General features: G+C 41.0%; 19 protein-coding genes. 3 read left to right on the forward strand and 16 right to left on the reverse strand.

Features of this window, described 5'->3' with window-relative positions:
• Position 1 precedes the first annotated feature (1 nt).
• From OXPF_RS21380 to OXPF_RS21395, 4 genes are all read right to left on the reverse strand, one after another.
• Positions 2–637 (reverse strand): TetR/AcrR family transcriptional regulator, encoded by a 636-nt coding sequence (locus tag OXPF_RS21380; protein ID WP_054877235.1) that lies wholly within the window; start codon positions 635–637, stop codon positions 2–4.
• A gap of 179 nt (positions 638–816) precedes the next feature.
• Positions 817–2613 carry an ASKHA domain-containing protein gene (locus OXPF_RS21385; RefSeq protein WP_054877236.1) on the reverse strand — a complete coding sequence of 599 codons (1797 nt, stop codon included), beginning with the start codon at positions 2611–2613 and terminating at the stop codon, positions 817–819.
• A 285-nt stretch (positions 2614–2898) separates the two neighbouring features.
• Positions 2899–3195: a P-loop NTPase family protein gene (locus OXPF_RS21390; protein WP_054877237.1), complete on the reverse strand. Its 297-nt coding sequence runs from the start codon at positions 3193–3195 to the stop codon at positions 2899–2901.
• The gene (locus tag OXPF_RS21395) at positions 3164–3862 is read right to left on the reverse strand and encodes a methyltransferase domain-containing protein (RefSeq protein WP_054877238.1); all 699 of its coding nucleotides are present in this window, start codon (positions 3860–3862) and stop codon (positions 3164–3166) included. Before OXPF_RS21395 ends, OXPF_RS21390 begins: the two co-directional genes overlap by 32 nt.
• A gap of 345 nt (positions 3863–4207) precedes the next feature.
• On the opposite strand from OXPF_RS21395, the gene OXPF_RS21400 reads away from it, so the two are divergent.
• The 3 genes from OXPF_RS21400 to OXPF_RS21410 are packed head-to-tail and all read left to right on the forward strand — an operon-like array spanning position 4208 to position 7176.
• Complete coding sequence (locus OXPF_RS21400) at positions 4208–5224, forward strand: FecCD family ABC transporter permease (protein WP_054877280.1); 1017 nt, start codon at positions 4208–4210, stop codon at positions 5222–5224.
• Entirely contained in the window at positions 5221–6018 is a 798-nt protein-coding gene (locus OXPF_RS21405; RefSeq protein WP_054877239.1) for an ABC transporter ATP-binding protein, read from the forward strand. The genes OXPF_RS21400 and OXPF_RS21405 overlap by 4 nt, the downstream gene beginning before the upstream one ends.
• 42 nt (positions 6019–6060) lie before the next feature.
• Positions 6061–7176: an ABC transporter substrate-binding protein gene (locus OXPF_RS21410; protein WP_054877240.1), complete on the forward strand. Its 1116-nt coding sequence runs from the start codon at positions 6061–6063 to the stop codon at positions 7174–7176.
• Between the two features lie 95 nt (positions 7177–7271).
• Here the strand turns inward: OXPF_RS21410 and OXPF_RS21415 are convergent, their stop codons facing one another.
• The 12 genes from OXPF_RS21415 to OXPF_RS21465 all read right to left on the reverse strand — a co-directional run bounded on the left by OXPF_RS21415 (position 7272) and on the right by OXPF_RS21465 (position 21860).
• On the reverse strand, positions 7272–8435 hold the full coding sequence (locus OXPF_RS21415) for a PucR family transcriptional regulator (RefSeq protein WP_054877241.1): 1164 nt from the start codon (positions 8433–8435) through the stop codon (positions 7272–7274).
• Between the two features lie 198 nt (positions 8436–8633).
• Positions 8634–9731, reverse strand: coding sequence for a DUF917 domain-containing protein (locus tag OXPF_RS21420; protein WP_054877242.1), 1098 nt, complete (start codon positions 9729–9731; stop codon positions 8634–8636).
• Between the two features lie 15 nt (positions 9732–9746).
• Entirely contained in the window at positions 9747–11351 is a 1605-nt protein-coding gene (locus OXPF_RS23555; RefSeq protein ID WP_083480092.1) for an AroM family protein, read from the reverse strand.
• Positions 11352–11365: 14 nt separating this feature from the next.
• Positions 11366–13150 (reverse strand): dipeptide ABC transporter ATP-binding protein, encoded by a 1785-nt coding sequence (locus OXPF_RS21430; RefSeq protein ID WP_054877243.1) that lies wholly within the window; start codon positions 13148–13150, stop codon positions 11366–11368.
• A gap of 12 nt (positions 13151–13162) precedes the next feature.
• Positions 13163–14059 carry a nickel transporter permease gene (gene nikC, locus OXPF_RS21435; protein WP_054877244.1) on the reverse strand — a complete coding sequence of 299 codons (897 nt, stop codon included), beginning with the start codon at positions 14057–14059 and terminating at the stop codon, positions 13163–13165.
• A gap of 11 nt (positions 14060–14070) precedes the next feature.
• Entirely contained in the window at positions 14071–15081 is a 1011-nt protein-coding gene (locus OXPF_RS21440) for an ABC transporter permease (protein ID WP_054877245.1), read from the reverse strand.
• 32 nt (positions 15082–15113) lie between these two features.
• A complete protein-coding gene (locus OXPF_RS21445; protein ID WP_054877246.1) occupies positions 15114–16685 on the reverse strand; it encodes an ABC transporter substrate-binding protein in 1572 nt (523 codons plus the stop codon).
• 273 nt (positions 16686–16958) lie between these two features.
• A complete protein-coding gene (gene pepV, locus OXPF_RS21450) occupies positions 16959–18359 on the reverse strand; it encodes a dipeptidase PepV (RefSeq protein ID WP_054877247.1) in 1401 nt (466 codons plus the stop codon).
• Between the two features lie 241 nt (positions 18360–18600).
• Positions 18601–19647, reverse strand: coding sequence for an aminopeptidase (locus OXPF_RS21455; RefSeq protein ID WP_054877248.1), 1047 nt, complete (start codon positions 19645–19647; stop codon positions 18601–18603).
• Between the two features lie 239 nt (positions 19648–19886).
• Positions 19887–20030: a hypothetical protein gene (locus OXPF_RS22740; protein ID WP_160317292.1), complete on the reverse strand. Its 144-nt coding sequence runs from the start codon at positions 20028–20030 to the stop codon at positions 19887–19889.
• A gap of 45 nt (positions 20031–20075) precedes the next feature.
• Positions 20076–21221, reverse strand: a complete 1146-nt coding sequence (locus OXPF_RS21460; protein ID WP_054877249.1) for a uroporphyrinogen decarboxylase family protein — start codon at positions 21219–21221, stop codon at positions 20076–20078.
• Positions 21222–21860, reverse strand: a complete 639-nt coding sequence (locus OXPF_RS21465; RefSeq protein WP_054877250.1) for a cobalamin B12-binding domain-containing protein — start codon at positions 21858–21860, stop codon at positions 21222–21224.
• Positions 21861–21934: the final 74 nt, after the last annotated feature.

The raw sequence follows: 21934 nt of genomic DNA on the forward strand, positions 1-21934 counted from the left end.
TTCATCGCCCCATTCCTTGTTTTAATAATGAAACCATACTTTTCATAAGATTTTCTATTTCTAAGAACTGTTCTTCCGTTGGTTCAAATCGATAGCTTTTCGCTTTATCCATGATCTCCATATTAAACTTTTCCGTGACTCCCTGAAAAAACGTCAGAAGTATTTTATCGTCCAGGTCGCTGCGAATTGTTCCTTTCTTTTTGCCGTTGGCAATAAGCTTGAGCTCATATTCTTCTCCAATCCGGTATAACTCGCTATAGGCTTCCAGCCCCAGACTGCCGTATTTGCCCAAAGCGACAGCCATGGAATACTCCACCAGCAGAGGCTCTCTTTTAAGCAGTTCAAACCGCTCGCGGCTTCCTGAAAGGAAGTAATCATAAACATCCATGTCTTTCAGCGGAGTCTGCCTGTCGATAATTTTCATGAAATATTCCAGTGTCCAGGTGACGGAATAGAAAAACAGTTCTTTTTTATCGTTAAAATACTGGTAGATACTGCCTTTGGCTACTCCCGCCTTGTGTGCAATCTCTTCAACCTTGGCCCTTTCAAAGCCATGGGCCTGAAACTCTTCAATAGCTGAGCGCAGCACTCGTTCTTTCTTATCTTCATCCAAACGGTTAAAAGTTATTTTCGGCAATACTTATCCCTCCAACATAAAGTGACTCTTAAGTCATATAATATGACTCATGAGTCACTTTGTCAACTGGTATAAAAAATTTCATAAAATCTTTTAATATTTCATATTCATCCATGCAGAGCGAATATAAAAAAACAGACATCATCTAGTGAATGCTGTCTGTTTTTTTATATTATGGTTTATTCATCGAATGTCATCTGGTCAACGAAGAGGCCTTCAAAATCCCTTCTTCCGGACAACTCTACGTATTTTACCGATGTTGAGATTTTATTTATATCATCAATCTCATTTTTGGACAACAGGCACATTTTTGAACCGGTTCCGGCAGAGTTTCCTACGGATTTCACCTTGCCTGTGAACTCCTTCGGTAAAAGTCCGATAGTCAATGCGCTGTTTATATCCATGAAGTTACCGAATCCGCCAGCAACGTATACGTCCTTAATATCGTCGTGTGTTATTCCGGCTTCCTTCATAAGGATCAATATACCGGCGCTTACGGCTGCTTTTGCCAGCTGAACTTCTCTTACGTCTTTTTGAGTAAATACTATATTTCCTTCAATTATAAATTCCTTGCCGCCGTCAGTGCTCGGAACTATCCTCTTTTTTATATTCTCCGTCAAGTCCAGTGTTGCAGGATCCTGCATTCTTCCCATGTTGTTTACAATTTCATGCTTTACAAATTCAGATACCATATCCAAAACTCCGGAGCCGCATATTCCGATGGGTTTGGCATCTCCGATTGTGGTGTATATCTTCTCTGAATCTAAGTCTACTTTTGATACGGCACCTTTAACACCGCCTATACCGCATTTTATTGTGGCACCTTCAAAAGCAGGGCCGGCAGCTGTTGCACAGGCTACTATGCGGTCCTTGTTCCCTACGGCTATCTCTCCGTTTGTACCTAAGTCAAGAAGCAGCGAATAGGTTTCGCTTTTATGCATTTCGCAGTCTAATATACCTGCTGTGATATCGCTTCCTACGTAGCTTGCAACGCCGGGCAGTACTGATATATATCCGGCAATGGGAATGCCCATCTCCTTTCCGGGAATATCAACCAAGGATGTAACTACCGGAATGTATGGAGCAACAGCTATATTAGTCGATGGCAATCCCAAAAACAAATGAGTCATTGTGGTGTTTCCGACAATTGTTACATTATATATATGTTTCATAGGGATGTTGGTCTTTGCTGATAATTTACCTATTAATTCGGCTATCTGATTTACAATGGCATCCCTTAATGTGGTTAAGCCACCTTCCTGCTGAGTAGTGTAATTAATCCTGGATATGACGTCGGCACCGTATGGCCTCTGTGCATTAACCCCCGATACAACGTCTACAACCCTTCCTGATGTCAAATCCACAAGATAGCACGCAACTGTTGTAGTACCTATATCTATTGCCACACCAAAGGATATTTTGGAGGTGTCCCCGGGCTCTAAGCTTATCAGCTTTCCTTTGAATGTGCAGGCTGTTACCTTATAATTACTGTCCTTCATTATAGCGGAAATTTCTCTTAAAAGCTCGCTGTTTACATAGAGATCCTCCATGCCCAATGCATCCTGCAGCCTTTTTAAGTCACTTCTCTGATCATCGATGGATGGGAGGCTCATTTCAAGATATGTTTTAACTACATAGGGATCAACATCGCCTATTTCATCATCGCCTGTTGTCAAAACCTCTATGGCGTCGGAAGTAAGCGGAATTTCAACTTCAATAGGTTCGGTTATTTTTACGCCGCAGGATAATCTCATACCCTTATTGAGTTCTTCTTCGGACAGATGCTTTTTATCTGAATCCGTAGGCGCTTTTGCCCCCTTTTTAAATATTACCTTGCACTTTCCGCAAATCCCTTTTCCGCCGCAGGGTGAAAGCATGGCAACGCCTTCTTTTATAAGTACGTGCAAAAGGTTATCCCCTTCTTTTACACTAAAGGTTCTGGCGGTTCCATCTTTTCTCACAACGATTTCAACCATTTTAATCCACTCCCTACATATAATATAAAAATTTATTAGGTTTTCTATACATAGCTGTTTAAATAATTTTATACCCCGAAGGGGTATAAAATTATTATACAATCGTTTCCTCTATTATACAACAATAATTATCCAAAAACAAAAATTTCGGTTAATTTCGCCCTCAATCCAACTGCACGAAAAAAATGGGAGCATACCTGTCGGCAGCTCCAAAGAGAGAGAACTTCATATTATCTATTATTTTATGGCTTTATGCTTTCACGGCATAAAGCCATATCTATCTTATCAGCTGTCAAACCTTTCACTGTATACCTGCACCCTATGTCCTTCTTCAAACTTGGCTATTGCATTTTCCCTGCAATAAACAGCAGGCTCAGATGCAGAACGCATATATAAAAGCCTGTCAGGCTTTGCCCTGTCCGGGCCGAAATAAGTTCTGAAATCCGATGGTTTAATATTCAGTATTTCAAGGCTTTTGTTAACTGCCGTCGTCTTTCCTATTTGAATATCCCCCGTTAAAAATATATGCCTGAAATCTTTATATTTTATTTTAAGCCCCTCCCTTGATTTCAAATATGCCAATAGATTTCATCCTCGGCATATATAAAGGACATTTCTCATTATTGATTTTAATAAGCCGGTCAAACAAAAATCTTTCCAGCATCTCGGGGCTTGTCTCAGGAGCAAGGTTCATTACAAACTTCCTGGCATCCTCCATTGATATAAAAGGTTGTCCGAATTCAAAGGCTGTCTTTGTAAGATTGTACTGAATTCCTTTCTTTTTCATCATCTCTTCCACCTCATTTATGGTGGTTTTTTGATGATGAACTTTTTTAACGGGATACAGTTCCTCGTTTCCTTCGCCGTTTACCACCGCAATAAGCATTTTGCACTTAGGCAAAAGAGATACAAGGTTTTTTCCGCCGAAAAAGCTTGCATATATAACATCCCATTTTTCATCAGCATCGAAGCAATCCATAACTCTAGTTGCTATATTAGTTATTTTTCTCTCATGTATATTTTTGTTCAGCTGGCCAATGGCATTTTTGTTTGTATCAATGCAGGTAATTTTTTCTATATATTTGCAAAGCTCCAAGTCCACAAGGCCGAGGCCGCATCCCATATCACTGAGGGTAGTGCAACCTTTTAGCCTGCCCCTTATGGCATCTGCCACATTTTTAAAAAATCCCGCATATTCTTCTGCTGCTCTGTACCACCGTATGGTGTCCTCATTCCAGGAAAATAACATAGGCTGCTCCTTTATTAAATCAAAATGGCAACTTGCCTTCTCTTGTGATTATGTTACCACATTTCATAACTTAACACAACATAATATATGATTATAACGTATAACTATTTATTAAAGCCGTATTCAGAAATACCTATTTTTTATCATGTTTCGTCATTTTTTTGTTTAAATTAAAATATATTTTATATTTAAATACTTATCATAACATTACAAAACATTATAAATCTATTGACACATTTTTATCACATCCATATAATATATTTAAAAAGAAAGATAAGCATGATGTTTTGTATGGTTATGTACATATATTTTGCTGCTGTATTTAGAGTGAGGAAAACAATTATGATGGACAAAATATCAAACAAAAGCTTAGCTATTATATTTTCGCTTATTATAATCCTTATAGCAGCTATTATACTTTCCTTTCATTTAGGCCGGTATCCAGTACCTCCAAAAGAGCTGATGGGAATACTATTATCCCGAATTACTCCTATTGAAGTTTTCTGGACAGAAAGAATGGAAACAGTACTTTTTAACATAAGGCTTCCAAGGGTAATTCTTGCCTGCCTCGTAGGATGCTGTATATCTACAGCCGGGGCGGCGTATCAGGGGATTTTTCAAAATCCCATGTCCAGTCCCGACATTCTGGGAGCCTCACAAGGAGCGGCCTTTGGAGCCGCGCTGGCCATATTTAACGGATTGGGCAGCAGTTTAACCACCTTAAGCGCTTTTTTCTTCAGCCTGCTGACAGTGGCACTTGTTTATTTTATGGCCAGCCGCGCAAAGGGCAGCAAAGTTTTAGGGCTTATATTGTCAGGGGTAATGGTAAGTTCTCTTTTTTCAGCAGGCACTTCCTTTATAAAATTGGTGGCAGACCCTACAGACCAGCTGCCGGCCATAACCTTTTGGCTTATGGGCAGCCTATCCGGCGCAAACATCAAGGATATAAAATTCGCATTGCTTCCTATGTCTCTCGGTATGAGTATCCTATATCTTCTCCGCTGGCAGATAAACGTCCTTACGATGGGCGATGATGAAGCCCGCACCATGGGCGTAAATGCAAAAGCTGTCCGCCTCTTGGTCATAATAAGCTCTACTTTAATTACTGCAACCAGCGTGTCCGTAAGCGGGATGATAGGATGGGTTGGCCTTGTGATACCCCACCTTTCAAGGTGGCTCATAGGAAATAATTACAAGTATCTTTTGCCTGCTACCATGCTTACAGGTGCCATATTTTTGCTGATTGTAGACAATGTTTCGAGAAATCTTCTTATAACAGAAATCCCTTTAGGAATTCTTACAGCCTTTATTGGCGCTCCCTTTTTTATCTATCTCATCACCAGGGAGGAAGTGAAATATTGAGCATAAGTGTTGAAAACTTAAGCTTCGCATTTGATAAAAAGCAGGTCCTTAAAAGTATAACCTTTAGCGCAAAACACAATGAGCTTTTATCCGTACTGGGGCCTAACGGTGTCGGGAAAAGCACAATGTTCCGCTGCATAACCAATCTTTTGAATAACTATGAAGGATGCATAACCATAGAAGGCAAGGATATAAGACATCTTGGTATAAAGGAAATGGCGGCAATTGTTGCTTATATTCCCCAATCCAATCATCCCAGCTTCAATTTTTCGGTTTTTGATATGGTGCTCATGGGTACGGCATCACAATTTTCAGTCATATCCACTCCGGGAAGGAGGCAGCATGAGCTTGCCGAAGCTTCTTTAGAAAGGCTTGGTATTTTACATTTGAAGAACAGGGGGTTTGCTCATATAAGCGGCGGAGAACGTCAGCTGGCTTTAATTGCAAGAGCCCTTGTCCAGCAAGCAAAAATACTTATCATGGACGAACCCACTTCCAACTTGGATTATGGAAATCAGCTGAGGGTCCTTGACCAGGTAAAAGCATTGGCAGCAAAAGGCTATACTATAATACAGTCCACTCATAACCCGGACCAGACCCTGATGTTTTCCGATAAGGTACTGGCACTTTTAAATGGAGAGGTGCTGGCCTTCGGAAATCCCGATGAAATCATTAACGAAGAGCTTATATATGAACTTTATGGCGTGAATGTGGAAATTAAGCATGTTGTTCCTGAAAATATCAGATTTTGTGTCCCGAAAAAGATATCCGGACAATTTTCAGCTATTGGCTGAAAAAATAAATTGACTAAAAAGTCAATACGAGGAGGAGTTTAAATGAGAAAAAAATTTTTAGCATCACTGTTAGTCTTATGTATGTTTGTTTCTTTACTGGCTGCCTGCGGCAATAAGACTGCAACAGTCACCCCTGCGCCTACCCAGGCTCCAACGCCTTCCGCTACAGGCACTCCGGCAGATGAAAATGCAAAGGTTACCTTCACAGATTCAGCCGGCCGCAAGGTGGAAGTTCCTGCAAACATAACAAGAATTGCACCATCAGGTGCCATGGCTCAAATGGTCATCTTTGCACTGGCTCCCGAAAAATTCGTAGGACTTGCCAGCAAGTGGTCCCCGGAATCCGAGCAATTCATCAATACAAAACATTACAGCCTGCCTGTTCTCGGACAGTTTTACGGCACAGGGGATTTAAACATGGAATCCATAGCTGCTGCCGATCCCCAGGTAATTATTGATATCGGCGAGAGCAAGGATACCATCGTTGAGGATATGGACGGCATCATGAATCAGGTTGGCATACCCACCATACATATAGAAGCCACCACCACTACCATGGCGGATGCATACAGAATGTTAGGCAAGCTTTTGGGCATGGAGGAGGAGGCAGAAGTTCTGGCAAAATACTGCGATGAAGTATATAACAATACTCTCTCTATAATTGACAAAGTCGGCGAGGACAAAAAAGCCAAGCTCTTATATTGTCTGGGTGACAATGGCCTAAATGTCATAGCAAAAGGCTCCTTCCATGCAGAGATAATCAATATCATTAGTGACAACCTTGCCGTTGTGGACGAACCTTCCTCTAAAGGAAGCGGAAATCCCGTTGATATGGAGCAAATACTTCTCTGGAATCCCGATGTTATTATATTTGCTCCGGGAAGTGCATATAAAACCGTTGCAGATGACAAAGCATGGCAAGATGTTTCTGCCATCAAAAACAAAAAGTATTACGAGGCTCCCGGTACGCCATATAACTGGATGGGCTTCCCTCCGTCTGTAAACCGCTATATGGGAATGCTCTGGCTGACAAAGATTTTGTATCCGGAAGAAGCAAAATATGATTTATATGAAGAAACGGCAAGGTATTATAAGCTCTTCTATCACTGTGACCTCACAAAAGAGCAGTATGACAGCTTAATGGCTAATGCTCTTTAAGAGAAGCATACCCCTCAAATTAACCATAAATTAAGTCCGACAGATAAGAAAAATCCGTGTAATTTTAACTTACACGGATTTTTCTTATATTAAAACTATTTTTCAAAGTTATTCAAATACTCATGAAGCTTATAAACCAGGCATATATCCTCGCTAAACTGCAAGTCGTTGTCTTCCCGGTTCAATATAACTTTTATTTTACCCATTCTATACCTTATGGTGTTTTCATGCTGATAAAGTTCATCGGCTGTCTTTTTATAATCTCCGCTGTTCTTCACAAAACACATCATTGTATCAAAAAGATTTCCTTTATTCAACCTGTCATATTTGAGAACAGGCTCTGCTATGCTTTCGTAATACTCTTCCAAAATAGTTCTATTGGGAATCTTCATTAAAAGCTTATATATTCCCATATCATCATAGGATAATGCTCTTTTGTCCATAACTTCACATATTTCATATGCTATCATAGCATTTTCTATGGCTTCTTTCAAACAATAAAGCTCATTGTAAATGCCGCTTATACCGATATGATATGATATCTTGTACAAGTCCAGGACTTCCATTATTGCTGATTTGATATTATCAACTTCACTTTCCTTCAAAACCTTATTAGAAGATGCAATAATTATTATTTTATGGTAATAGTTAAAGCAGGATAAACCGGGAGTAACGTTAAGCTTGCTTAATATGCCGTTATCGGCATTTTGACATACTATACAAAATACAACTATATTGTTTTTAAAATTTGCATTCAGCGTATATGCAAGTTTTTTGATTTTTTCTCTGCTTTGATTTGCTGATAATATCTGGTCGAAAACATCACATGCAGCCTGCTGGTTATACTGGGTATATATGGCTTTCGTAATATCGCTTATTATATCGGCATATGCCGTGGTTCTGCTTACGGATATTATGGGATAATCATGTTTATTTGCATAATCCAATACCATTTTAGGGATGTGCTTGTAATATCTTTCTATTATGCAAATGCCGCTTGAATTATATTTATTATAAAGCTTAATGGTTTGCAGCAATAATTCAGGCTCATCTTTTATTGCATAAAAGCTGGTAATCAGAAATTCACCGTCAATAAAAAGCAAATTATCTTTGCCTGTAATATCGACATCGAGGGGAAATTCCGGGCACTCCGCCACACTTACCCTTAATATTCTCCTCCTTAACCCTTTTTCTCCCGCGACAACCCTCGCAGTTCCAAAAGACGGGAGCTTAATGGCATCTTCCACAGTGATAAACATCTCTTTCTCCCTTTCAGATATGGCTTTTAGAAATTAAAGACAGTTTCTTACTGCGCTTTGTTAAAACAATTTTATCAGCAAATAACCCTGCATGCAAGAAAAAGGGCTTATATATGGAAATAAACAATACAAAAAGGGCTGCTGAATTTTGAACAACGCTCATTGCCGTTGCTCAAAATTCAGCAGCCCATATTAAATTTATACTACCGGTTTCCAGTCAGTGTTATACCCAAAGCTTCTGGGTCCAAAAGTTTCCAGCCCTCTTTCCGTTGTCCACTCCTTAGGGGCAGGGAGGGCATAAATAACTACATTCATATCCGTTTCAAAATAGGGATTAAGTATGGGTTCTTTCTTATCCGTATCCATTGCGCATATGAGGTCAGGGGCCGTCGCATCAAAAACGCCGTCTCTCCATGCTATTAAATTCTCATTTTTATACCAGATTTTATATTCCTGACCGGCATATTCTTCCCTTCCGGTTATTTCAACTTCACCTACCGTAAATCCCTTTTCCGTACCCCACCTGTTGGATTTAACACTCCCTTTAAAGAGTTTAACGCCCCTGCCGCTTTTAACTACGGCCTCTGCCACATCACCCTCTGCTTCCTTTGCGGCATTAAATGCCCGGCCTATTTCCCAGGCATAGGATATGGCTCCTCTTATAACCGTATTTTTAAGTACGGCAACGGTATTTAAATGATCAACAACTGCGATTGTATTCTTACTTGCTACCGCAAGAGCCCTTACCAATTCCTCCGCCCTTATATCGTCTACTACGTTAGTTATAATTGCAGATTCCCCAAAAATATTTACAAGGGAGATAGGTTGAATAGGTATATTATTAAGGTAATAGGTGCTGTGCTGCAGTTCAGGAACCGATCTACCTGCCGGATCACCGTCTACTATATATTTCCCCGACACTGCTGCTGCCAGAAAAGCAGCGGCAGTATTGCCGCCTCCTAATTCGGTGGATATTACGGCCTTTATTTTCCTTCCCGCATGTTTTTCCATTTCTTTTAAGGCCTTGGCATGAGGAGACTCATCAAGCAAAGGCAGTCTTGCATACTTCTCCCTTTCTTCCCGGCTCTCCGGAGAAATAGCACCGCATGAATAGGGAGTAGCAACGAGATCATTATCGTCAAGCTCGTCAAAATCGACGAGTATAAATTCCTTTCCGGAATCAAAAGCAGAATAGACGCTCTGAAGGCCCTTTTCAAGGCTGCCCCCTCCTCCCGTACCGAGAATGGTACAGCCGTATAATATATCATAAAGATCTTTTCTGGCAAGTTTTATCATTTATTAGTCCTCCTGTCAAAATATTTCCTTCAATAGGCTGGCGCACAGCATCCTGGGCAGTATAACCGGTTTATTGCTTTTTTGCAGGACCATTTCTCTCATTTCCATATCAAAGCCCATGCAATCCAGTACTATAAGGGATACTTCTTCCAAATGACCCAGTTTTTTTGCTGCTTTTTCAATATCTTCTTTGCCTCTATATGGAGAGGCTGCTTCTACTATGGGTATAAATTCTTCATAATCCATAAAGCTTCCAAATATCTGTTCCTTCTCGGGAACTATTATTCCTATATTTTTTATTTTAAGGCCTGTCAGGCAAGATTTTACAAGTTTTCCCGGCTCCACCAGCATCCCGCCGAACTCTAAACCTGTAAAAAAGCCGGTACAAAACAGTATTACGGTCTTTATGCCTTCCTCCTCAAATTTGTTTAAAGTTTTCTGCATCTCAATGTAGACTTCGTTTTCATCCATAATCACCGTTTCACCGGTCCTAAGCTCCGATGTCAGAACTTTGCCGCCGGTAACGGAAGTGAAGTTTTTGACTATATCCTCGTAGGAATATGGGTCCATAGCACCCTTTTCAATTACTTCGAATCCGGGTCCCAGAAAGTTTTCAATTTCTTCCATGGCGCCTTCGACGCCGGAATGGGCAATTCTTAGAACTCCAATCTTTTTCTTCTCCCCGGGAAGGATGCCAAAGGTTTTGAATCTTTTCATATCTCCGTAGAGAGACCGTAAAAGTTTGTATTCATCTTCATCATAGAAGCTTAAGCTTCCTTTTACATAATCTTTGGCAACTTCCACACAAAATCTTGCCGCCAGTTCTATGTCGGTAAAATGGCTGGCTCCTGTAGCACATCCTGCTACAACCGCTTCCGAAGTAATTGCCACTCCCACAACCGGAGCATGGGTACTCACCGCCGGCTGGAGAATGCAGTTTATATGTGACAATCCGTTGCCGAATGGAGTGATATCCTGAAGGGCTAGCGGGAACAAAACTGGACTTTTCCCCGTAACTCTTTCCATTGCCTTAAGCAAGTTGTCATGCGTCTTTAAAATATAACCTTCCTTTACGGTGTTTGATATGGCAAAGCCCTTACTGTTAACCATCCTATTGCCTTTTGTTGTATCCAGCGACAAAATGGCATCCATCTCCTCATATACGGTATGCTTATTTATAGTCATATCCGATACGGGAGAGTCCATGAAGGCAACAGGGAAGTGGTCCTCCGTGGGTGCATCGGGGCATATGTGAGTGGAAATAATGACATCACCCAAAAGTATGTCCCCCCGGTCATGCATCCTGGCAATCTTTAAACCTGCAGCCAGGGCCGCCAAAGCTCCGTCGCCGTCGGAAACAAATCCTGTAATTACAGGCCTGGCTCCCAGCCCGCCCAATGTCCCCAGTATTCCTATGGTGGGACTCGCCCCTCCCGAAGCCTTTCCGCTTTTACCGGGCACCAGTATTTTGACAAAATCCGTAACCCCTTTTTCTCCCCGGACAGTTTCTGCAGACACCTCGATATCCTTAAACCCTTTGAACAGCATGACTATATCCTTGCCGTTGACAGAAGGGCTGTCCAGTATATCAAAAAGTTCCATTACTTCTTTTAAAAGCAATATAATCATCCTCCTCATTCATATAAAAAACATGACAGGCTGTGATTTTTGCCCTGATTTGTTATACAGGGCTCTTCCCTGCTGCACTTTTCCATAGCCCGGCTGCACCTGGTATGAAATCTGCAGCCCGGCGGAGGATTTATCGCACTGGGTACATTCCCCTCCAGTGTGACTAGTGAGTTCATTCCATTGCTGCTCAATGTGGGTATGGAGTTAAACAAGGCCTTTGTATATGGATGCAGCGGGTTTTTAAATACCTCCCCGGCATCTCCGTATTCTACTATCTTTCCAAGGTACATTATAATTATTTTATCGGCCATATAATTTACGACGCTTAAATCATGGGATATCAATATATTTGTAAGCCCCAGCCTTCTCCTCAAATCCTGCAAAAGCTCCAGTATCTGTGATTGGGACACTATGTCGATTGATGAGGTAGGTTCGTCAAGCACCACAAGCCTTGGGTTTACCGCAAGGGCTCTTGCTATTGCTATCCTCTGCCTCTGGCCGCCGCTGAATTCATGGGGATATTTAAAAGCGCTGTCTTTTGAAAGCCCTACCAGTTCCAAAAGCTCCTCAACTCTTTTGAGCAAACCTTTACCGTTGAGCCTTTCATGTACTTTTACAGGCTCGGAAATTATATCCTTAACAAGCCACCTGGGATTTAAGGACCAGTATGGATCCTGAAATACTATCTGTATATCCTTTCTCGTCTTCTTAAGCTCCCTTTTGTCCAGCTTGAATATATTCTTGCCGTCAAATATCACATCTCCCGACGTAGGTTCATACAGGTTCAATATGGTATTTACAAGAGTGGACTTTCCGCAGCCCGACTCCCCGACAATACCTACTACCTCACCTTTAAATATCTTTAAATCTATATCATCAACCGCTTTGACAAATAACTTTTCTCCTTTTTTTGATTTCCTTTTGACAGGAAAATACTTCTTTAAACTTTTTACCTCCAAAAGGACATCTTTATTTTCAAAGGCCCGGTTTGCCAAACTGCTTCCCTTTGTAACCGAGGCTATGAGGGTTTTGGTATATTCATGGCTTGGAGCTTTAAGTATATCGCCGGCAAAACCCTGTTCCACTATTTTCCCATTGTGAAGAATACCTATTTCATCACAAAAAGCCGACACCAGGCTTAAATTGTTTGCTATAAAAAGGACTGTAACCTTCAACTTCTCCTGCAATTCTTTTAAAAGCATCAATATACTGGCCTGTATTGTGACATCAAGATTCCTTGTAGGCTCGTCGGCTATTAAAAATTCCGCTCCGCAAAGAAGAGCCATGGCTATTATTATCCTCTGCCTCTGCCCCCCGCTAAGCTGGTGGGGATATTTATTTATGATATCTTCTGCATCGGGGAGCTTGACGGTTTCAATAATCTCCAATACTTTTTCCCGTGCTTTTGATTCTCCCAATCTCTGGTTTTGCTTTACTGTCTGTATCATCTGATATCCTATTGTAAAAACAGGATTTAAGGTAGACATAGGGTCCTGAAAAATCATGGCTATCCTTTTCCCCCTGTAGTTAGCAGCCATTTCCCCATACTTTTTCTTAAGCAGATTTTCCCCATCGAAGAAAACTTCGCCGCTCTCGATCTTTCCGGGAGGACATTGAAGCAAGCCAAGTATTGTAAGGGCCAGTATAGTCTTTCCTGCCCCGCTTTCGCCTACAATACCGTATGTTTTGCCTTTATCAATGCATATATTTTCTATATCAAGTACAGTGTGTTCTTTTTCAAAGGTCCTGTATAATACCTTCAGCTTTTTTATTTCAAAATAAGCGCCCAACTATTCTCCCCCCTAATTTTTCCTGGTCTTGGGATCTAAAATCTCCCTGAAGCCGTCGCCTAGAAGATTAAAAGCAAGTACGGTAATAAATATGGCCATGCCAGGGAATATGCTGTACCACCAGGCATTAAGAAAGTAGTTCCGGCTTGTGCTTATCATAAGACCCCATTCGGGTGTAGGAGCTTGAGCACCCAGTCCCAAAAAACTCAAGGAGGATATTGTAAGGATTACTCCGCCCATATCCATGGATGCCTGTACGATGACCGGCGATATTGTATTTGGAACAATATGGCTGAAAATTATCCTTAATTTAGATGTCCCTATTGCCTCAGCAGCCTGTACAAATTTTCTTTCCTTTAACGATACGGCCTGTCCTCTTACCAGCCTTGTATACCACGGCCACCAGGAAAGGGCAATTGCAACTATAGCATTATTCAGGCTTGGTCCTACTATGGAAACAATGGCTATAGCCAGAAGGAGAGGAGGAAAGCTTAAGAATATATCCGTAATTCTCATTATCACCTCATCAATCCATCCTCCGACTGAGCCTGCAACGGCCCCCAAAGGCACACCTATTAAAAGGGCAAGACCGACTGCCAGTACGGCAGTAGTAAGTGATATCCTCGTACCATATATTACCCTGCTGAAAATATCCCTTCCTATTTCATCTGTACCAAATAAAAATTGAAAGCTGGGAGGCTGAAGCTTGTTTGAAGGGTTTACCTCCTGATTTATATGGGTAGGGTGAGGGATAATATAGGGTGCGGCAATTGCCAGTACAAAAAGCAATACTATTATATAGAAAGCTATCATGGTGAGCTTATTTTTTTTCAGTAAATAAAATGATACCTTCATTTCCTTCAGCCTGGGCTTCAGGATTTCAGCAAAATTATTAACGATAGCAGGCATATCGGCACCTCCTAATATCTGACCCTTGGGTCAAGAGCTATCATAATATCGGCCAGCAGGTTAAGTATTACATAGCAGGCAGCGGAAAATATGGTGACGCCGATTATGGCAGGATAATCCAGTGTAGTTACCGCAGTAGATACATAGCTTCCTAAACCCGGCCAGCTGAATATTGTTTCCACCAGAAAAGTGTTTACAAGAGTATATCCCAGGGAAAGAGTAAGCACTATGGCGGTAGGTCCCAGGGTATTCTTCAAGGCATATATCCACAAAATCATGTTTTCCTTTATTCCGTATGATCTGGCTGCTGTTATATAATCTTCATTGAGCACTTCTAAAAGTGCAGACCTGGTCATTCTGGCAACCAGGCCGATAGGGTAAAGGGAAATAGTAAGGCAGGGCAGTACGTAGTGCCCTGCCGCGTCTAAAAATAATGACCAGTTTCCCGTTATAATACAGTCTATAAGCAGCATCCTCGTTACTCTGGGAATTTCATATAATATTTTCATATCTGTGCTCAGCTGTCCTCCAAGAGGCAGTATCCCCAGCTTATTATAGAAAATCAACTGGAGGAATAAGGCCACCCAGAATGTAGGAAGCGAAACGGAGCCGATGGAAAACAGCCTGCTTACATGATCCAAGGCTTTATCTTTCATATGTGCAGAATATATGCCTAGAGGAATTCCTATGATAACAGCAAACAAAAAGGCAATTAGCACCAGTTCTAAAGTGGCAGGTATAAATGCCTTAAGCTCTTTTGCCACAGGCTGATGAGTGCGCAGAGAATAGCCCAAATCGCCTTTTATACAGTTTTGCAGGTATTTTCCAAACTGTATTATCAAGGGCTTATCCAGGCCTAAATCTGCCTTTGCCTTTGCAATCTGCTCTTGTGTGGCCCTGGGACCTGCCCATTTGGCAGCAGGGTCGGAGGGAATGACCCTGGCTATTGTGAAGGTTATCGTTATAACGCCCAGCAGCACTACCATTCCCAACATCAATCTTTTTAAAATATAAGATAGCATAGCGTCCTCCTGAACTTTTTTCAGATTTTTATTTATTCCTGATAGGTGTCATAGAAGAACACAACGCCCTCATATGCCGGATTTGGTTTAAATCCTTTAAAATGACTGTTTACAGCCCAAACAGATTTATCATCAAAGGCAAATATAAAGTATGCCTTGTCCAGCAATTCCTTCTGCACATCGGAAAGTATCTTTGATGCATCGTCTATGCTTGTAGCACTTGTTTTGTCAGCCTCTTCAATCATTGCGTCCAAGTTTTTATCCGCTATATATGACAGGTTAAAGGATATATTCTCTTCTGAATGGACCAGGCTGTAAAACCAGCTCATGGGGCTTGCATAATCAGGCCACCAGAACATAACCAGCAAATCCTGCCTGTCGTTTGGATTGGTACTTTTTGATTTTTCCCAGACGTTATCCCAGTTCATCTCATGTATCTGCAAATCTATTCCGAGTTTTTTAAGATTTACCTGGAAAACCTGTGCCATATTCCTGTAGGCTTCATTTCCTGTGGTAAAGGTCATTTCAAGTTTCAACCCGTTTACATCCACTCCGGACTTTTCAAGATATTCCTGGGCTTTGCCCATATCAAACTCATATTTTTCGAGATTTTCATCATGGCCCCACAGCCCCTGAGGTATTAATCCGTATGACCTTAAAGCCATACCGTCTTTTATATCATTTATTGTTTCGTCATAGGGGAAGGCATAATTTAATGCCCTTCTGAAATCAGCGTTATCCAAAGGCTTTTTCTGAGTATTAATATAGACTGCTGCGTTTTTCCAGCTTGCCCCTTCAATTACTTCTACCCCGTCGGTATCCCTTAATGCTTTTATGTCAGTTACGGATAACCCCTGGGTTATCTGAGCATCTCCCTTTTCAACCAGCTGTCTTCTTGACGAGCTTTCAGAACTCTTTTTGATGATTATGCTGTCATACTGGTTATCTTTCCATCCTTTCCAGTAATCGTCAAACTTGGCAAGTATAACTTCCTCGCCCTTTGTAACCTGTTGTACTTTATATGGGCCTGTTCCTGCTTCATTGCCTTCATTAAACCATGCGCTGTCATTATCCACGGCATTTGGCGATATTATAAATGCCGCATACCCTGCGCTGGCGATATAGTCTAATGGTGCTGCATATTTAAGCTTGAATTCTACGGTATTTTCATCCACAGCTTTGATTTCTTCAACGCAGTCCCAAATGTATGCGGCACCCATCTTCATGCTTATGGTCTTATCTATTGATTTCTTTACCGCATCGGCATTCAGTACCGCCCCGTCATGAAATTTGACATCTTTTCTTATATTAAACGTCCATACCGTACCGTCGCTGTTCTTGTCCCAACTTTCGGCAAGGAGGGGCTCTACCTTTTGAGTATCAATATTATATCTGGTCAAGGTTTCATAAACATTATGCAATACAATAATTCCGTTAGAGTATTCAACCCTCGGGTCAAAATCTACATATGGCTCTGAGTAATAAGAATAATAAGCTATTTTAGGTTTTTTTTCCCCGTTGGGTGTGCTGCTGCCTCCTCCGCATCCCGTAAAAACAATCGCCAAAAGTACTGCCGTTAAAGCTAAACTGACACATTTTTTCATGGTTTTACCTCCTTCTATTTTTTTCTTGCAGGCAATCCGTATATTGGTATAATTTTAGCATAAATATAAATATTTACATTTATTATTTTTATAAAATTAACAGTTGTTTTTTGTAAAAAATATAAATTTAAATGCTTTTTTCAAGTCTTTATGAACAATTACACCCTGTTGGGAATATAACCCACGAACTTTTATAATAAAACACCGGCATAAATATACAAATATTTTTGTATATTTATGCCGGCGAATATCCTTATTTATTATGTTGTATATTTATTTTGACAGCTCATATATGGCCTTGGAATATATTTTTGTTAATTTAATCAAATTTTCAACAGTGATATATTCATCTTTTTGATGAGCCAGTTCTTCTTCGCCGGGGAATACCGGCCCAAAAGCTGCAGTATTTTTCATTGAACGTGCATATGTTCCTCCTCCGATTACTATGGGCCTGCTTTTATCGCCTGCCGTCTGGCCTTTATATACCTTCATAAGCTTTTGTATAAGAAAATGATCTTCGGGAATATATATTGGATTATCATCATCAGTAACTTCCACATCAATGCCAGTCCCATTAAGTCCATTATAAATTCCTTCGCAAACGGTGGAACTCTTATATGTTACGGGATACCTGATATCCAATGTTAGCGTTACTCCATGGCTGTTTAAGTCTATCATACCGGCATTGAGCGTCAGTTTGCCGGATAATTCGTCATAAAATCCGCAGCCTATGGACCTGCCGTTATATTCCATACCTATCTTTTCTTTATATACTCTGATAAAATCATATATGCTGTCTTCCTGCATGCCCAGTCCGTATATAAAAAGCATCATTACGGAAATTGCATTCAGTCCTTTTTCAGGAGTGCTGGCATGTGCCGTCTTGCCCTTAGAATATAAAACCATATCATCGTCCATGGTTTCAATTTTCAAATCATACCCGTATTTTTCATTAAATTTATAAACAGAACCCCTTACATATGCTTTTTTATCCTCTTGGACTTCAAATATGGCCGTGCAGCAGTCAGGCACTACGTTAGGTGCGCTTCCGCCCTTCATATGTTTGAGCCTTATGCCGGAATCCCTTGTATTATCAAATTTCTTATAAAGCTTAAGAGCCAGGATTCCCTTTTCCCCGTTAATGACGGGAAAATTAGCATCTGGCGTGAATCCTATATCAAACGCCTTCTCATTTGATAAATAATATTGAATGCCTGAGCAGCCTGTTTCTTCATCAGTTCCAAATACAATTCTTATCTTTTTACAGGGTTTTACACCACATTCCATTAAAGCCTTTATACCATAGAGTGCGGCTATTGCCGGACCCTTATCATCCAGCGCACCCCTTCCGTAGAGCTTTCCGTCATGAACTATTCCTTCAAAGGGCGGAAAAGTCCATCCTCCCCCTTCAGGAACGGTATCCACATGGACCAGTATGCCTGCAATGCCGCTGCCTTCACCAAACTCAGCATGGCCGGCATGGCCATCCACATTTTTTACTTTAAACCCCATATTCCTGCTTAAATCAAGAACATAAGTTAAAGCCTCATATGGGCCTTGCCCATATGGCATTCCCGGCTCCGGGTTGCCCCGAACGCTCCGTATTTTAATAAGCTCCCGGGTAGACTTAACTATTTCATCTTTATAACCGTCTATTATACTTTCTAAATTCATCTATATATCCTCCTATTAAAAATGTCAAAAATGGACTATTAGTTTTGAACAGCGTAATGAGCATTGTGAGAGTTCTGAACAAGTTCTTGGTGACGCTGCCACCGAAAATGCTTAGAATTTTTGATTGTTTGAGCGAGAGCGAGTTATCAAAATTCTTGCATTTTCAAGGCAGGGAACCTTAGAACTTGCAGAACTCGAACATAGCAAATGGAGCGTTCGAAACTAATAGTCCCCTTATTTGTTAACTTGATAATAACTTATCCGATATTTCTTTTAAGGCCGGATGAACAATCTCGCCGTTTCTTAATAAAATTTCATCATCCAGCCATACGGTGGAATTTAAGCAAATACCGTCGCAATGGGATTTGGCGTCTATTCCGGGGGCTGCATCAATGGGGCTTACATAGCCTATTCCCCATTCGGTACACCCCCACACTCTCTCGTCTTCCACAATATCCCCCGTCAGCCTGGCTCCGGGATTTAGCCCATAAGCCATATGGGCTACTTTGAACATGTTCTCGTCTTTAAAGCTTTCCAGCCATTTTCTAAACTCTACCGACTGTTTTCCGCCTTTTATATCCTTAATTATTCCATCTGCTATTTCAATTTTTACAGGCTCATCTAAAAGGTCGCAAGGAGGAACCAGAGAGCCGTCAAAAGCTATGACGCCATTAATGCTTCCGAATTTGGGAACCACATTTATCTGCCCCGGCAGCATGTATATACCGCCCGGTTCATAAGCCTCTCCTGCATCGCAGGATACCACATGGTCAGGGTCAGTCTCAAACTTAATATCAGTACCCGACAGAGTTGTCACATGTATGGTTTTTGCTTTTCTGTTCATTTCGGCAATCCTTTGCAGCAATTGTGAAAGCAATTTAATATCTACCCTGCCTATGGTCCTTACAAGCATGCTCGGGTTCATTCCCACAAGGTTTATATATCTCATCTTCTTGTTATTTTCAACAGCAACTTCAAAAGGGGTGGAATATAAAAGCCATTTATTATTATATTCTATCCATACATCTGCTTTTGTAAGAACGGCTCCCAAGGCTTCGACGGGCAGCTTTGGATCAGCTGCTTTTCCTACACCGTCAGGAGTTGCAAGCCATATTACCATTGGCTTTGCTCCAAGGCTGTAAGCGCTCTGAGCTGTGGTATTAACCACGCTTTCATTTGATTCCGTATCTGCAGTTATAACCACTGTCTCACCCGGCATTATCCTGAGCATGTCGCGCGTTAGTATATCTGCAGCTTTTCCTAACTCAAATTCATATTGTTTCGGCATAAAATCCCTCCATAATTTTCCACCTTAATAGTTTATTATTAACAATTATACTACTTATGCGTTGTTTTTCTTTTGTACATTATACAAAAATTCAGCAGGGTGTTTGTAATATTTATCACTTGCAATAATCTTATGGTTACATTAAAACAAAATAATTCTGACCATAAAACAAAAAATTATACCCCTTAACACAGGGGTATAATTTTTGTAAATTTCGTGACTTATTTAAAAAATTAATTTTAAAGGTGATAGGATAAGAATCTGAATATTTCCTTTTCTATATCCACGAATATATCCAGAAGATATACCTGGTCATCTTCAGACAGATTATATTTTTCAATTAATTCTTCTCTGGAAAGAACTGAACCATATTTTTTTTCCATTGATTTCTTCCCTTCTTTCATTTATTATTTTATAGACTTTCAGCATTAATATTTGCCGTATTCTTTTACAAACTCAATGACTGCCTGCAGGTTTTCATCCTTGACGTCACTGCCTCTGATTGCTCCTTTGTTTGTACTGAAGATGTAATTACCGCCGCCGGCTACATTATCTAAAGTTCTCTTTGCTTCGTCAATGCACTGCTGCTTTGTTCCTGTCTTCAATAATACAGCCGGGTACATGCTCCTCCATACAAAATTTGTTGAAACCTTTTGAGCGACTAATTTTTGATCTGAAGCTTCGAAGGTAATTATAGCCGGAGTAGGTATATCATTTATAAGGTCAAGATGCGGATCCCAGTTTTGCTCATAATGAATTGCAGGTATGAAGCCGGCTTCCTGAGTGGCGATCATCAATTTCTTAAAGGTGGGCCACCAGAATTTTTCAACATCTTTTGTCTTCATAAATGGAGCCATATGCAATGGATAGCTTATTGTCGGTATTGCACCTCTTTTTGGAGTAATTTTAATCTGCTCTATTTCATATTGAAGCACTGCTTCACAAGCATCTAATACCCACTGGGGATTTCTCTTAACATCGATCATAATCGTCGAGAAACTGCGGATATAGTCAGCAATAAAATCAAAGGGAGCCCAGAGGAGATTGCAGGTGGTTTGAGCAGTTGAGCGCTGATATTGTTCGGCCAGCTTTACACCCATACCTGCAAATTTTGATGCCACTACATCACGGGCTATCTTTATCTTCAGGTGTCCGAGAACCGGCTCTTCCTGCAGAATTCCAAATACCCTGGGTTGAATCTTATTAACTATAAATTCAAAGGGGTCTTTACTGAATTCAGGATATTCTTCCGTCTCTAATGGAGCGATGTTCGGATGCTGGAAGAATCCGTCTGCTCCCGGCTGCATGAATTTCTGATCTATATAACGAAACACAGCGGCTTGAGTACTTGGTACAGTCGGAAGAGTATCTGTGTCAAAACGGCGTGCCATCTCCTCCGCAGCCTCATAGCATTTTTGGGGGCTGTATTGGTCACGCTTAACGGAATATCCTACCTTTTCCAGTGCTGCTTCTATGCTTATACCGGCAGTTACAGGCACTCTCTTTGGCTTTATGCCCTTCATCAGGTCCGTAAAAAGTTGATCTCTTTCGTTCTTCAAAGTGTTATCACTCATTTATTTCACCCACCCCTGACATATTTTAACGCCTTCTGCTGCGTTAGTCGTGAAAGCATCTGCGCCTATCTGAGCGCAAGCTTCCTTCGTTACGGGATTTCCGCCTATTATGATTTTTACGCTGTCCCTTAATCCTGCTTCTTTAATAGCATCAACGGTATCTTTCATTGCTTCCAGTGCAAGGGTCAATACTCCGCTCATGCCTATAATGTTTGGTTTAACCTCTTTAACCTTGTCGATGAATGCTCCAGCCGGCTGGTCAATTCCTAAATCGTAAACTGTAAAACCTGCAGCTTCACACATGCTCTTGAATATGTTCTTTCCGATGTCATGCAAGTCTCCGGCAACTGTTCCTAAGACAATTGAACCTGCGCTTGCGGTGTTTGCACTTCCCAATACCGGTTTCAAGGTATTGATTGCGTTTGTAAGAAGCTCTCCTGCAAATATTAAGTCTCCCACGAAATACTCGCCTTTCTCATAAAGGTCACCGACGATTGCCATGCCGCTCTGGCAAGCTGCCACAACCTGCTGTGCGTCTTCTTCCGAAGGATTTGTTGCCACGAAGCTGCCTAATACTTCAAGGACTTTTTCTTCATCCAGTTCTCCCACAGATGCTGTTAAAGCTTTTAAATCCACCATAAATATATTCCTCCTTTAAAATTGGTTGGATTGTTATATATAATTACTTGCTCCTACGCCATATAAGTTGTCCA

The sequence above is a fragment of the Oxobacter pfennigii genome (assembly GCF_001317355.1).
In the GTDB taxonomy this organism is placed as follows: Bacteria; Bacillota; Clostridia; order Clostridiales; family Oxobacteraceae; genus Oxobacter; species Oxobacter pfennigii.

Excerpts from the sequence above, each read along its gene's own strand:
- OXPF_RS21385 (WP_054877236.1), bottom strand. The coding sequence starts at position 2,613 with ATGGTTGAAATCGTTGTGAGAAAAGATGGAACCGCCAGAACCTTTAGT.
- OXPF_RS21395 (WP_054877238.1), bottom strand. The coding sequence starts at position 3,862 with ATGTTATTTTCCTGGAATGAGGACACCATACGGTGGTACAGAGCAGCA.
- OXPF_RS21400 (WP_054877280.1), top strand. The coding sequence starts at position 4,208 with ATGGACAAAATATCAAACAAAAGCTTAGCTATTATATTTTCGCTTATT.
- OXPF_RS21410 (WP_054877240.1), top strand. The coding sequence starts at position 6,061 with ATGAGAAAAAAATTTTTAGCATCACTGTTAGTCTTATGTATGTTTGTT.
- OXPF_RS21415 (WP_054877241.1), bottom strand. The coding sequence starts at position 8,435 with ATGTTTATCACTGTGGAAGATGCCATTAAGCTCCCGTCTTTTGGAACT.
- OXPF_RS21420 (WP_054877242.1), bottom strand. The coding sequence starts at position 9,731 with ATGATAAAACTTGCCAGAAAAGATCTTTATGATATATTATACGGCTGT.
- nikC (WP_054877244.1), bottom strand. The coding sequence starts at position 14,059 with ATGCCTGCTATCGTTAATAATTTTGCTGAAATCCTGAAGCCCAGGCTG.
- OXPF_RS21440 (WP_054877245.1), bottom strand. The coding sequence starts at position 15,081 with ATGCTATCTTATATTTTAAAAAGATTGATGTTGGGAATGGTAGTGCTG.
- OXPF_RS21445 (WP_054877246.1), bottom strand. The coding sequence starts at position 16,685 with ATGAAAAAATGTGTCAGTTTAGCTTTAACGGCAGTACTTTTGGCGATT.
- pepV (WP_054877247.1), bottom strand. The coding sequence starts at position 18,359 with ATGAATTTAGAAAGTATAATAGACGGTTATAAAGATGAAATAGTTAAG.
- OXPF_RS21455 (WP_054877248.1), bottom strand. The coding sequence starts at position 19,647 with ATGCCGAAACAATATGAATTTGAGTTAGGAAAAGCTGCAGATATACTA.
- OXPF_RS22740 (WP_160317292.1), bottom strand. The coding sequence starts at position 20,030 with ATGGAAAAAAAATATGGTTCAGTTCTTTCCAGAGAAGAATTAATTGAA.
- OXPF_RS21460 (WP_054877249.1), bottom strand. The coding sequence starts at position 21,221 with ATGAGTGATAACACTTTGAAGAACGAAAGAGATCAACTTTTTACGGAC.
- OXPF_RS21465 (WP_054877250.1), bottom strand. The coding sequence starts at position 21,860 with ATGGTGGATTTAAAAGCTTTAACAGCATCTGTGGGAGAACTGGATGAA.